The following is a 12,328-nucleotide window of genomic DNA, read 5'->3' on the forward strand; positions in this document are numbered from 1 at the left end:
TTCGATCCCCAAAAAGTTAAGGGCGATGCGAGAGCGAGTGAAGCGCTACATTCTGCCAGAGCGAAAAAAACGGCCCAAATCAAGGACCGTTCGTATGAATAAGACTCGCTATCCAGTTCGTTCCAAACACGTTAAGTGATAGGAGTTAACCCTAAAAGGGGCTTTGTTCATTACGACAGAAACGGTGCGGATTAGAAAATCAGGTGAGCAACCGCTGCAATAACAGGTAATGTGATAAGAGTGCGCAAAATGAAGATTGCGAACAGCTCAAAGATATTCACAGGGATACGGCTACCTAACAGCAGAGCACCCACTTCAGACATGTAAATTAACTGAGTAACAGACATCGCTGCGATAACAAATCGAGTCATCTCGTTGTCTATTGATGCTGCTAGGATTGCAGGGATAAACATGTCAGCAAAGCCTACGACCATGGTTTCGGATGCCGCGGCTGCTTCAGGAATACCGAGTAGCTCAAGGAATGGGATAAAAGGTTGGCCTAAGAAGCTAAATACCGAAGTGTATTCAGCGATAATTAGCGCGATAGTGCCCAAGCCCATAACAACAGGCAGTACGCCAAATACCATATCGATAGCATTGTGGACGCCTTCTTGGAATACACTTTTAACCGACTTAACTTGGCTCGCTTTGTTAAGTGCCAGTTCCATACCCCAAGAAAAACTTGTGTGACCTTCTGGGATTTCATCTGCATCTTCACTTGGCTTAGAGCCATCGATGAAGGCATCTTTTTTGTAGCTAAGTGGTGGAAGGCGAGGGATGATCACTGCTGCGATGATACCAGCCAAACAGATAGCGCCATAGAAAGGCAAGAACAGATGTTCCAACTCCACTTGAGCAATAACAACAAGGCTAAAGGTAATGGAAACCGCAGAAAAAGTTGTACCTACAACTGCCGCTTCGCGTTGGGTGTAGAATTTGTTTTCGTACTGCTTGCTGGTCAGAAGAATACCTACTGAACCATCGCCTAGCCATGAAGCCATACAGTCGATAGCACTGCGACCCGGTAGGTTGAACACTGGACGCATAACTTTGCTAAGAAGAGTACCGAATAGCTCTAACAAGCCAAAATTAAGAAGTAGAGGAAGGAGTAAGCCTGCGAAAATGAACACTGAAAATAGAGTAGGAAGCAAACCTTCAAGTACTAAGCCGCCAGTGTTCTCTTCCCAAATTGCTTTAGGACCAGTTTGGAAAAACGTCATTACAACAGCTGCACCGCCAATCAAGCGTACCGCCAGCCACAATGGGCTTGGGTTAAACAAGCTGTTTAAGAAATTACTCTTGGCAATAAAAGCGGGTGTCTTAATTCGACATAAAGCTGAGGCTGCAGCCATAAATGCGATGATCGTTGTGACCATAGCAACTAAGTAATCGCCAAATACGGCTTGGATGGATTTAGCTAATACAGCCACAGGGATGGTAATATCACCCTGATAGCTAATCGGTGCCATAAAAACAAAAAGGCCAAGTAGGGATGGAATAAAAAACATCCAAAAATTGCCTTTACTATTCACTTGCTTCATCGTTTGTGCGCTGTCTTGCATAAGTTTCTCGAGTTACAACTAGTGTAATACCTAAACCAACCTTGTTGGCATAGTTATTCACTAAACATCCATATATTATCAAATCTGAGCAAGGTTAATGGCTTTCCATAGTTCCTGCAATACTATTCAATAAAAATCGCTAAATATTCAACGAAAAATGTCAATGATTTTACCGTTGGTGGCTAAATGTGTCGTGGATGTTAAATTGTTTACTCTAATGTTTCAAGTGCCAGTTAGGGTTGAGCTCGAGTTGGATGGCTTGAAATGAAGACCCAGTAAGCTATTGCAAGGCATAGAGCCAGTATGATTGGAGCAGCAAGAGCACCGATTGCATAATATGCGAACAGCTTGGCACCGATGATGCCACCGGATAAAAATCCACAGAAGATAAACATGAAGAGTTTCGCTTTGCGATAATCGAATGATTCACCCCGAAGCTTCGCGCCAATCATGATGCCAAGGTCAGTGATGATGCCAGTCATGTGCGTCGTGCGTACCACTGCTCCGCTAAACGTTGTGATCATCGCGTTTTGTAAACCACAAGCAGCGGAAGCTAAGTATTGCCCTGCGGTGATGTTTTCTTGCAACAGAATGTAAGCGCCAAAAAGCAGCAAGCTTTCAAAGCAGAGTGCCACGCCATAGCGTCGCCCGAGTTTGAGTGCCGTACTCTCAATAAAAATACCACTTAGCACCGCGCCAATCAGAAAGCTCAGTAAGATAAGTAAAAGGTGGCCTGTTTGCTGATCAAAGGCTTCGATTGAGGTGCCAAGCAGGGTGACGGTACCAGAAATATGCGATACAGCCTGATGTTGAAAACCTAGCAATCCTATTGCGTTTACAATGCCTGCGAGTAAGGCGAGTAGAAACGCTCCATATTCTACCCAGCGTGGAAGTTTGGAAATCAAAAGTTGCTCCTTAGATCTAAGGCGCAATTATAGAGCGAGTTCGCGTTTGTCGATAGGAAAAATCGAAGTCAAAAGTTGATCAAAGATAACTAAAGATAGCGTTCCATCTGGCATTCAAAACAATGACAAACTGAACTACGCTCAGGTTCTCCACGACAAACCAAATTAACTTGACCACAGCTACAGTCAGTTATTCTAATTTTATGCTGTTGTTCCATTTTATCTCCTTGCGGTAGCCTGCTAACATGCTGTTTGATTATTCTATGATTCCAATAAAATTGATAACCCGATGAAAAAACGCTTATTACCGATTCCCCTCATCCTTTTGATTCCTGTTGTATTGCTAATTATAGTCACGGTTGCAGGCATCTATCGTTTCAGCCTTACAGATGAAGAAATTCTAGCCAAATTTCCCAATCAAGGGCCGAAAAATAATGCCATTATGGCGCAAGTTTTTGGCATTAAGACAACCAATCCATGGACAGTCAAAGTGCCTGACAGCAATGCGTTTACCTTCATAGAAGATCTAGAACATCGACCAATCGCGGCAGGTAGTTATGAGGATGGCCCAGTCCGAGGTCGCGTTGCGATAAACACAGAACAAATCGTTAAGTTAAATGACACCACCTATGCTGTGATTCTTGCGGTTAGCAATCAGGGGTCAGGGGTGTTCTATTATCTTGCAATTTCAAAGTATGACGAGTTTAGACAACGCATGATCATCAACGGCGGAGCATTGTTAGGTGATCGAATTAAAGTGGCTGAAATCTCCGTTGTTGATAGATTGATTACTATTAAGCTATTGGAACGTGAAGCGAATCAGTCTATGGCTGAGGAACCGTCACAAATAACCACTATACTTTTCAAGTTAACTGAGCAAGATAGCTTAGAACTGCGCTAAACCAATCAATTTGTTAAGCGTGCTATCAAAGACATTGAACTGCCTAACCCGTTATGAGATGGATTTTAATTGTGTTAATGGAGTGATATATGATCAATAAGCGTTTCTTTAAAACCAAGGATGAAGTTGAAGTAACTTTTGAGTTTACGGCGGATGAGGTTGGGCATAGTGTGGCGATTGTCGCGGATTTTCTTGATTGGCAGCCGCTCGCCATGAAAAAAGTGGCCAAATCTAAGTCATATAAATTCAAAACTCGTCTACCTAAAGACCAAGAATTCGAGTTTCGGTATTTGATCGATGAAGAAAGGTGGGTGAACGATCCTGCTGCTGATCTTTATCGTCCAAATGGTTTCGGTGAAGATAACGGGCTAATTTCTACTTATCAGTAAGTTCTGACAGGAAAAAATAAGTTTTGTACAAAAAAACAACAAGGCGCATAGCGCGCCTTTTGTTGTAAACCTGACAATTGACAGGTGACAAGCCTGAGACAAATTTGTACTCTTAGGCCTTTGTTTATTTCGATTAATAGGTCAAATTGTGCAAACTAGAAGTTTGAAGTCTCGCTTCCAAGAGCTATCGAGGCCGAAAAAGCTGATGGTATTGAGTTTGCCGATCCTCGCGGCAATTGCGGTAGCAAGTACTTCGCAACATGGTCGATACCAACGCACCATTGATCTCTCCCTACCTGAGTCAACTTTGGTTGATCGCTTGCTGATCGATACGGATATTGCACGTGATGTGCCGGATTACGAGTATGTTATTCAAGCTGGTGATAACTTGAGTAGCATATTTAATCAGTTAGGCTTTGGTTACAGCGAACTGATGAAAATCATGGAAACCGACCTCAACTATCTTGCTCTGGATACGCTCAAACCCGGAAACACCTTACGTTTCTGGCGAGACGAGGAGAGTAAGCATCTGGCAAAAATGGAGCTAGAGTTCAGCTTGGTTGAGCGTGCAGTTTATACACGAGTTGATGATGGTGAATACGAGTTCACGGATGTAAAAATTCCAGGTGAGTGGAAGTCTTTTGCATTAGTAGGTGAAATCAACGGCAGTTTTTCTCAGTCAGTCAATGCCCTTGGCTTGGGTAAGAGTGAGATTGAACAGGTCGTGAATCTACTTAAAGACAAAGTAAACTTCGCGCGTGATTTACGTGCAGGAGATAAGTTTGAAGTTGTCCAATCACGCCAATTCGTCGATGAGCAACTGACGGGAAATCGCGAAATCCAGGCTATCAGAATCTACAACCGCGGGCGTGTGCTTTCGGCTTATCTGCATAGTGATGGTCAGTATTATGATTTCAATGGTGATAGCCTACAGAGAGCTTTCCAACGCGAACCAATTACTGGGCGTTACCGATTAAGTTCTCAATTTAACCCTAATCGTAAGCACCCAGTGACAGGGCGAGTCTCTCCTCACAATGGTACCGACTGGGCCGTACCTATTGGTACACCGATTGTGTCGACGGGAGATGGTGTGGTGGTGATGACGCGTAAACACCCTTATGCGGGTAATTATGTTGTTATTCAGCACGGCAGTCGTTACAAAACTCGTTACCTACACTTGAGTAAAATTCTCGTACGTAAAGGTCAGAAGGTGTCTCGTGGGCAACGAATTGGCTTATCAGGGGCGACAGGTCGAGTGACGGGTCCACATATTCACTACGAATTGATTGATCGTGGCCGACCAGTAAATGCGATGAAAGCAAACATCCCCATGGCGAATTCAGTGCCGAAAAATCAGATGGCGAGTTTTAAAGCCAGACGAGATGAGTGGGATGCGATGCTTAAACAAAGAGAAATCGAGTTGGCAAGTGAGCCTCCATTGAAGACTACCACATAACAAGAAGCTCCTTTTCCGTAGACTCAAACGTGCAACTCGGTTTGACTCTTGGCTACACATCGACCCATGGGTATTTATGATTGGCGGCGGTTACAAGTTCTAGTTGTACCCGAATATAAAAAGGCTTCCCACGGGAAGCCTTTTAACATTTACGAACGATTACTTGTTGGCTTTTCCAAGCTGTAGCCAAGTATCGATAACCGTATCTGGGTTGAGGGATACTGAGCTGATGCCTTGCTCCATTAACCATTCGGCTAAGTCTTCGTGATCTGATGGTCCTTGCCCACAAATGCCGACGTATTTACCCGCTTTCGTGGCCGCGTCAATCGCCATTTTAAGCATCGCTTTTACCGCCGGGTTACGTTCATCAAATAGGTGAGCAACATCGCCTGAATCACGGTCAAGGCCAAGTGTAAGCTGAGTCATGTCGTTGGAACCGATAGAGAAACCATCGAAGTACTTCAAGAATTCGTCTGCCAAAATCGCGTTGGATGGCAGTTCGCACATCATGATCACTTTCAGACCCTGATCGCCACGGCGTAAGTCAAATTTAGCCAGCAAGTCGATTACCGAAGCCGCTTCGCTTGGCGTGCGCACGAATGGGATCATGATTTCTACGTTCTTCAGCCCCATTTCGTTACGAACACGCTTAATCGCTTGTGTCTCTAACTCGAAGCAGTCTTCAAAGACTGGAGAGATATAGCGTGAAGCGCCACGGAAACCTAACATAGGGTTCTCCTCATGAGGTTCGTAACTTTGTCCACCAACTAGGTTGCTGTATTCGTTCGACTTGAAGTCAGACATACGAACGATAACACGTTGAGGCCAGAAAGCCGCTGCGATTGTCGCGATACCTTCAGTCAGTTTGCTTACATAGAAGTCGATAGGATCTTTGTAGCCACGAATTCGTTGGGTGATCTCGGTTTTCAATTCGTCGCTCTGTGCATCAAAGTTGAGCAGTGCTTTCGGGTGAATTCCGATCATCTTGTTGATGATGAATTCTAGACGAGCCAGACCGACACCTTCGTTAGGAATCTGCGCAAAATCGAATGCACGATCTGGGTTACCAACGTTCATCATCACTTTGGTCGGCAGCATTGGCAATTCATCCACAGAAGAGCGCTTGATTTCGAACGCTAGCTCACCTTGGTAGACATAACCTGTTTCACCTTCTGCACAAGATACGGTGACGGTAGAACCATCAGTGAGAGCACTCGTTGCGTTACCACACCCAACAATAGCCGGAATACCGAGTTCACGCGCGATGATAGCAGCGTGACAGGTACGGCCACCGCGGTTAGTGACAATAGCTGAGGCTTTCTTCATCACCGGTTCCCAGTCTGGGTCGGTCATGTCAGTAACCAGCACGTCACCTTCTTGTACTAACGACATTTGGTCGAGTGAATCGACAAGTCGAACGGAGCCTGCGCCAATCCGTTGACCGATTGCACGACCTTCGATAAGCACTTGTGCTTTGTTGTTGAGTTCGTAGCGCTCAATCACATTTTGCTCATTTTGCGAACATACGGTTTCTGGGCGTGCTTGAACAATGTATAGCTTGCCGTCGATGCCATCTTTAGCCCACTCGATATCCATTGGACGTTGGTAGTGCTTTTCAATGATCATCGCTTGCTTGGCCAGTTCTTTGATCTCTTCATCACTCAGAGAAAACTGGTTTTGCTCCTGTTCGCTGGTATCGATGATCTCAACTTGTTTTCCAATTTCTTGGTTAGTCGAGTAGATCATTTTGATCAGCTTTAAGCCAAACGTCTTTTTCACAATGGCTTGTTGACCCGCTTCCAGCATCGGCTTGTGAACGTAAAACTCATCTGGGTTAACTGCGCCCTGTACGACCATTTCGCCCAGACCCCATGAAGAGGTGATGAAGACGACTTGGTCGAAACCTGATTCCGTATCGAGAGTAAACATTACACCCGAAGAGGCTTTGTCTGAACGAACCATGCGTTGAATACCCGCTGATAGCGAGATGCCTCGATGGTCAAAACCTTGGTGAACGCGGTAAGAGATTGCACGATCATTAAATAATGACGCGTAAACATGTTTAGTTGCTTCTAAAACCGCCTCAATGCCTTTAACGTTGAGGAAGGTTTCCTGCTGACCCGCAAATGAAGCGTCAGGTAGATCTTCTGCTGTTGCCGAAGAACGAACCGCAACAGAAAGTTCTTCATTGCCAGCAATTAGTTCATGGTAGTTATCACGTATATCCTGCTCTAGATCAGCAGGGAAGGGGGCTTCTAAAACCCATTGACGGATGGTGGCACCTGTCTTGCGCAGGGCTTCTACATCATCAACGTCTAGTTCATCAAGCAGTTGATGAATGCGGTCATCCAGTCCTTCATAATCTAAGAACTGGTTAAACGCGTAGGAAGTTGTCGCAAATCCATTGGGTACTGAAACGCCAGCATTAGCAAGGTTAGAAACCATTTCACCAAGCGAGGCATTTTTACCGCCGACTTTGTCGACATCTTCCATCGATAGGCCATCGAACCAGAGGGTGTTGTTTTGCATGTCTTTCTCCAGAAACATTGCAGCTTTGTAGGGAGTAGGCAAACGATTACGTCAAGGCTGAAAAAAATTCGCTATGAATTTCTAAAGCTGTGGGGGGCGTAACAGCAAGCCGGGCTTTATTATCGATATTATGGCGACTATCCTACTCAAAAGAATTTGAAAGTTTAAAATAAAATGCAAATTGATATTCAAAGTCGTGATGTATTCTATGTTTCTGATGGAACCGCGATAACATGTGAAACGTTAGGGCACGTTGTTCTGGGACAATTTCCTTTCCAAGTGAACGAGAAAACGTTTCCGTTTGTCGAAAGTGAAGATAAGTTGACGGAATTGCTCAAAGAGATTGAAGCGTCTTACCAAAAAAAAGGCGTTAAACCCTTGGTGTTTTTTTCCATGGTGATACCTGAATTGCGCAACAAATTATTGGCCTCTAACTCTTACGGTTACGATGTGTTGGAGAGTATTGTCCAGCGAGTTCAAGACGATACTCAGATGAAGCCAAAACCCAAATTACAACGTTCTCGCAGCGTCAGTAAGGATTCGGACAAATACTTTGACCGCATAGCCGCTATTGAATACACCTTGGCTCATGATGATGGGATTACCCTGAAAGGGCTTGAAGAGGCGGATATCATCTTACTTGGCGTATCGCGCAGTGGTAAAACGCCAACCAGCCTTTATATGGCGATGCAGTTTGGCCTGCGAGTCGTTAACTATCCATTTATTGATGATGATTTGAAACGCTTAAGATTACTGCCTGAATTTGCAATTCATCGTCATAAGTTGTTTGGTTTGACTATCAATCCTGAACGATTGACAGAGATTCGAGAAAACCGTCTAGCAGGAAGTGACTATGCGAGTAACGAACAGTGTTTACATGAACTGCAAACCGTTGAGGCGCTATTTCGTCGCGAAGCGATTCCTTATATCAATACCTCTTCTTTATCGGTAGAAGAGATCTCGACCCGTGTTCTAGAGCGTTCAGGACTACGTCGTCGCCTTCTGTAATTGTCAAAAATGATGGCCGAGGACTATGGACCATGCCGATGACCGTGCTTTTGATATTCTCATCGTTTTGTCATTGGTGCTCGGCTATGGTGCAGTCTGGTTGCCTTGTAAACTGATTAAATAGTTATCAAGCACCTGTTTGAGTTTGGTTTGTGCGGGAAATTGTTTCGAAATCAGCATATAGAACTTGTGTGGGGGCATGTTGGGTATCGCTTTAGCTACTAAGTCATCAGTAATGTATTCGATCCCCCACACCGATTTTAAACCATCAATGATTTCCAGCCAGTTTAAATAAACTTCACATTCACCTTGTCTTAGTTTGGTGAGGACGTCCTTAACCGAGTTTCCTTCACGGACAATATTATTAAGTTCAAAGTCAGCGTAATTGTAGCCATGGTTACCACATACTTTGTAAGCGGATAGGTCTTGCACACTGGTTATCTCTAGACCCTGCGGAAATCGAGTGGAAGAGTAGATATAGTATGGGGTTATGCTGTAGTACCACTCTGTGTAGAGAAAGTCCTTGGTTCGGGTATCGCTGAATGAGGCACTAAGCGCTAAGTCAAATTCTCCACTTTTGGTCCCCCTCAAGCATCGAGACCAAGAGGTCATTGTGATGTCATAGCTAACGCCATTTTGAACTAACACCCTATCGAGAATGACAACATCGGAACCGTAAGCGGCATCATTTACAACGTAAGTATAAGGGGACCAGTCAATTGCATCACCACAGACTCTTACATGGGTCAATTCAGTGTTGTGAGCGTAACTAGCGAAGCTCACAAACGTGATGACACAGGCGATAATGATGTCAGTAAACCGAAGCATTATACAATTTCCTCAAGCGCAATAACCTGAGTATAGCTAAGGTTTTCTAACCTATCGAACCAGATTAGGATGCAGGAAAAATCAATGGAAAGTCTAGTGTTGGGTGTGACGTGATAAGAGCGTCGTAGCCATAGACTTGCTTAATCAAATCGACATCTAGTGCATGCCAAGGTGCTTCATCACATGCAATTTTTCCCTGATGCAAAACAACCAGACGATCTGAATATTGTGCAGCTAAGTTTAAATCATGCAAAACCACTACTACGGCACAATGTTCATCTGCCAGTCTGCGGGCAATTTTTAACGTGTTGTGCTGGTGGGCCAAATCCAATGCCGAGGTCGGCTCATCAAGCATCAGGATTTTTTCGCGCTCTGAATGTGCGAGTTGAACCAATACTCGAGCTAAGTGGACACGTTGCTTTTCGCCACCCGATAAAGAAGGGTAGAGACGTTCGCTTAGATGACCAACATCGGTCATCTCCATATATTTTTGCGCCAACAGTTTTACTTGCTTATTTGGTAGATTCAGCGGGATCCCACCAAGCTCAACAACCTCGTGAACCAAAAATGGAAAACTGAGTGTACTGTGTTGAGGTAGCATACCTAAGTGCTGTGCCAAATCACCTGGCTGCCACTGCTCTTTACTCCGTCCAAAATAGCTTATATTGCATCGTGATGGGATCTCCCCACACAGCAATTTGAGTAAACTGCTTTTACCCGCCCCATTGGGTCCCAAAAGCGTGGTAACTTCTCCGGCTCGGATATCGATACTGATATTATCGAGCACTTTACGTTGACCATACGACATAGAAACTTGTTGGGCAGACAACACGATGTCATTGATCATAGGATTGCCCCTTTTTGCTTGAAGAGAAGATAGATAAAGAAAGGAGCGCCGATAAGGGCAGTCACAATGCCGACAGGCAGTTCAGCGGGGGCAACGGCCACTCGAGAAAACATATCGGCTAGAGTGAGTAGCAGTGCGCCCATTAATGCAGAAAGCGGCAATAAGGTTCGATGATCAGGCCCTGAGATCATCCTACCCAAGTGAGGAATCACCAAACCAATAAAGCCGATCATGCCAGATACACTGACAGTCACACCAACACCGATCGCGCTAAGCAGAATCAGTTGGCGCTTTAGTTTTTGTACAGGAATCCCAAGGTGTGCGGCCTCTGCCTCACCAAGCAGTAGAGCATTGAGTGCCATCGCTTTATAAGTGAACACCGCCATCAGTAAAGTCAGCGTGGTCGCACACAGCAGAATGCTAGACCAGTTTGCCCCCGCCATAGACCCCATCGACCATAAGGAGAGATCACGTAGCATCTGATCGTCAGCGACAAAGCTCATGTAACCAATTCCAGCTCCTGAAAGCGCACTGATAGCCACTCCTGCTAGTAGCATGATGGTGACAGAGGTTCCCATCTTGGTTGTGCCTAACCTGTAGACCAACACCGTTGTTAGTGCTCCACCCAGAAAAGCGAACAGTGGGACGGCCGCTAAGTTCATAAATTGAGGGTTATTGTGACTGATGCTTGAGAACAGGACTATCGCAGTCGCGGCGCCGAGGGAGGCCCCTGCCGAAACACCAATTATTCCGGGTTCGGCAAGTGGATTGCGAAATAGCCCCTGCATGACGCTGCCACACAGTGCCAGAATCGCTCCCACTAACATACACAGAAGTGTGCGTGGAAAACGGATTTCATGAATGACGAGATTGATGTGAGGAGCGAGATCTCGCGATTGGAACATCAGGCTTTGAACACTTTGCCAAAAGCCAATATGCATTGGCCCCACGGTCACTGAACTGATGGTAGTCACAAACAGTGTAAGTCCACCCAGTGCCCAAATTGTCGTATTACCCAGTCGACGAAGAAACATGGTTGTAGTGCTCTTATCTCAATATTGTACTTAGCCGCTCGGCTTCTGAAAGACTCTTCAACCCAAGTCCCCCAACCAAAGCACGACCATCAATTTGAATTATTTGTCCATTTTGTCCAGCGGGTGTTGCTGCCAGCATAGGCATACTGGCGAGAATGGCTTCCACCCCCCCTAACTGTTTGTAGCTACGTCCACTGACTAGAATCACATCCGGTTGCATCTCTACAAGGGCTTCCGTTGAAAGAGGTTTGTATGACGTCACACTCTCCGCTGCAGGATTGCGAGCTCCCGCTAACTCTATGATTGCATTTGGCGTGGTATCTCGGCCAGCGACATTGGCGGGGCGCCCTTCATGAATGAGCAAGAACAGGACTTTTTTCGCTGAAACTTGATTGTTTTTGTTGGCTTGCAACGTATGGATCTGTTTAGTGATACTTTGCTTCAAGTTTGAGGCTTGTTGCTGAGCATCGAGTAAAGAAGCAATTTGGTCTACGCGCTGCAGCAGACCCTCAGCGGTTGGTTTTGTGTTAACAATATCCACCGTCACCCCTGCTGCACGAAGTTGGTTTAATGTCGTGTCTGGTCCCATCTCGTCAGAACCGATTAAACGAGTTGCACCGAGTGCAAGCAGACCTTCTGCTGATAGTTGTCGGTGATAACCTATATTTGCTAACGATAAATTGGTTGGAAGTTCACTTGTGACATCAACCGCAACGAGCTTATCTTGTTGTCCCAGCGCCACGACCAGTTCGGTGACTGCACTGCCTGCACTGATGACTTTTTCATCGGCGAAAGAGTGAGCGGCAATGAGAAGCAGGGAAAGAGTGGCGAAGCGCTTAATGAAGGCATTTTTATACATAGTTGACTCG

General features: G+C 45.3%; 11 protein-coding genes and 2 pseudogenes. 5 read left to right on the forward strand and 8 right to left on the reverse strand.

Annotated features, from left to right (window positions below; translation table 11 throughout):
* Positions 1-139 (forward strand): annotated as a pseudogene (locus QTN95_RS10190) (IS4 family transposase); the annotation flags it as partial.
* 52 nt (positions 140-191) lie between these two features.
* Here QTN95_RS10190 and QTN95_RS10195 read toward each other — a convergent pair.
* From QTN95_RS10195 to QTN95_RS10205, 3 genes and pseudogenes are all read right to left on the reverse strand, one after another.
* Entirely contained in the window at positions 192-1,562 is a 1,371-nt protein-coding gene (locus QTN95_RS10195) for a YjiH family protein (RefSeq protein WP_331417399.1), read from the reverse strand.
* 233 nt (positions 1,563-1,795) lie between these two features.
* Positions 1,796-2,467, reverse strand: a complete 672-nt coding sequence (locus tag QTN95_RS10200) for a YoaK family protein (RefSeq protein WP_138970573.1) — start codon at positions 2,465-2,467, stop codon at positions 1,796-1,798.
* Between the two features lie 107 nt (positions 2,468-2,574).
* Positions 2,575-2,685: pseudogene (locus tag QTN95_RS10205) on the reverse strand (GFA family protein); the annotation flags it as partial.
* A 71-nt stretch (positions 2,686-2,756) separates the two neighbouring features.
* Here QTN95_RS10205 and QTN95_RS10210 point away from each other — a divergent pair.
* The 3 genes from QTN95_RS10210 to QTN95_RS10220 all read left to right on the forward strand — a co-directional run bounded on the left by QTN95_RS10210 (position 2,757) and on the right by QTN95_RS10220 (position 5,213).
* On the forward strand, positions 2,757-3,368 hold the full coding sequence (locus QTN95_RS10210) for a hypothetical protein (RefSeq protein ID WP_331417400.1): 612 nt from the start codon (positions 2,757-2,759) through the stop codon (positions 3,366-3,368).
* An 89-nt stretch (positions 3,369-3,457) separates the two neighbouring features.
* The gene (locus QTN95_RS10215; RefSeq protein WP_331417401.1) at positions 3,458-3,757 is read left to right on the forward strand and encodes an isoamylase early set domain-containing protein; all 300 of its coding nucleotides are present in this window, start codon (positions 3,458-3,460) and stop codon (positions 3,755-3,757) included.
* A gap of 205 nt (positions 3,758-3,962) precedes the next feature.
* Positions 3,963-5,213, forward strand: coding sequence for a peptidoglycan DD-metalloendopeptidase family protein (locus tag QTN95_RS10220; RefSeq protein WP_331417450.1), 1,251 nt, complete (start codon positions 3,963-3,965; stop codon positions 5,211-5,213).
* Positions 5,214-5,372: 159 nt separating this feature from the next.
* Here QTN95_RS10220 and ppsA read toward each other — a convergent pair whose 3' ends face one another.
* Positions 5,373-7,760: a phosphoenolpyruvate synthase gene (gene ppsA / locus QTN95_RS10225; RefSeq protein ID WP_331417402.1), complete on the reverse strand. Its 2,388-nt coding sequence runs from the start codon at positions 7,758-7,760 to the stop codon at positions 5,373-5,375.
* Positions 7,761-7,916: 156 nt separating this feature from the next.
* Between ppsA and ppsR the strand changes: the two genes are divergently transcribed.
* Positions 7,917-8,750 carry a posphoenolpyruvate synthetase regulatory kinase/phosphorylase PpsR gene (gene ppsR, locus QTN95_RS10230; protein ID WP_331417403.1) on the forward strand — a complete coding sequence of 278 codons (834 nt, stop codon included), beginning with the start codon at positions 7,917-7,919 and terminating at the stop codon, positions 8,748-8,750.
* Between the two features lie 84 nt (positions 8,751-8,834).
* On the opposite strand, the gene QTN95_RS10235 is transcribed toward ppsR, so the two are convergent.
* The 4 genes from QTN95_RS10235 to QTN95_RS10250 all read right to left on the reverse strand — a co-directional run bounded on the left by QTN95_RS10235 (position 8,835) and on the right by QTN95_RS10250 (position 12,318).
* Positions 8,835-9,578, reverse strand: a complete 744-nt coding sequence (locus QTN95_RS10235; RefSeq protein WP_331417404.1) for a substrate-binding periplasmic protein — start codon at positions 9,576-9,578, stop codon at positions 8,835-8,837.
* Between the two features lie 64 nt (positions 9,579-9,642).
* Entirely contained in the window at positions 9,643-10,422 is a 780-nt protein-coding gene (locus tag QTN95_RS10240) for a heme ABC transporter ATP-binding protein (protein WP_138970600.1), read from the reverse strand.
* Positions 10,422-11,459 carry a FecCD family ABC transporter permease gene (locus QTN95_RS10245; RefSeq protein WP_331417405.1) on the reverse strand — a complete coding sequence of 346 codons (1,038 nt, stop codon included), beginning with the start codon at positions 11,457-11,459 and terminating at the stop codon, positions 10,422-10,424. The genes QTN95_RS10240 and QTN95_RS10245 overlap by 1 nt, the downstream gene beginning before the upstream one ends.
* Before the next feature lie 13 nt (positions 11,460-11,472).
* The gene (locus QTN95_RS10250) at positions 11,473-12,318 is read right to left on the reverse strand and encodes a heme/hemin ABC transporter substrate-binding protein (RefSeq protein WP_331417406.1); all 846 of its coding nucleotides are present in this window, start codon (positions 12,316-12,318) and stop codon (positions 11,473-11,475) included.
* Positions 12,319-12,328 lie beyond the last annotated feature (10 nt).

It is taken from the genome of Vibrio sp. M260112 (assembly GCF_036533775.1).
Lineage (GTDB): Bacteria > Pseudomonadota > Gammaproteobacteria > Enterobacterales > Vibrionaceae > Vibrio.

Excerpts from the sequence above, each read along its gene's own strand:
- QTN95_RS10215 (WP_331417401.1), top strand. The coding sequence starts at position 3,458 with ATGATCAATAAGCGTTTCTTTAAAACCAAGGATGAAGTTGAAGTAACT.
- ppsA (WP_331417402.1), bottom strand. The coding sequence starts at position 7,760 with ATGTTTCTGGAGAAAGACATGCAAAACAACACCCTCTGGTTCGATGGC.
- QTN95_RS10245 (WP_331417405.1), bottom strand. The coding sequence starts at position 11,459 with ATGTTTCTTCGTCGACTGGGTAATACGACAATTTGGGCACTGGGTGGA.
- QTN95_RS10195 (WP_331417399.1), bottom strand. The coding sequence starts at position 1,562 with ATGCAAGACAGCGCACAAACGATGAAGCAAGTGAATAGTAAAGGCAAT.
- QTN95_RS10250 (WP_331417406.1), bottom strand. The coding sequence starts at position 12,318 with ATGTATAAAAATGCCTTCATTAAGCGCTTCGCCACTCTTTCCCTGCTT.
- QTN95_RS10235 (WP_331417404.1), bottom strand. The coding sequence starts at position 9,578 with ATGCTTCGGTTTACTGACATCATTATCGCCTGTGTCATCACGTTTGTG.
- QTN95_RS10220 (WP_331417450.1), top strand. The coding sequence starts at position 3,963 with ATGGTATTGAGTTTGCCGATCCTCGCGGCAATTGCGGTAGCAAGTACT.
- ppsR (WP_331417403.1), top strand. The coding sequence starts at position 7,917 with ATGCAAATTGATATTCAAAGTCGTGATGTATTCTATGTTTCTGATGGA.
- QTN95_RS10210 (WP_331417400.1), top strand. The coding sequence starts at position 2,757 with ATGAAAAAACGCTTATTACCGATTCCCCTCATCCTTTTGATTCCTGTT.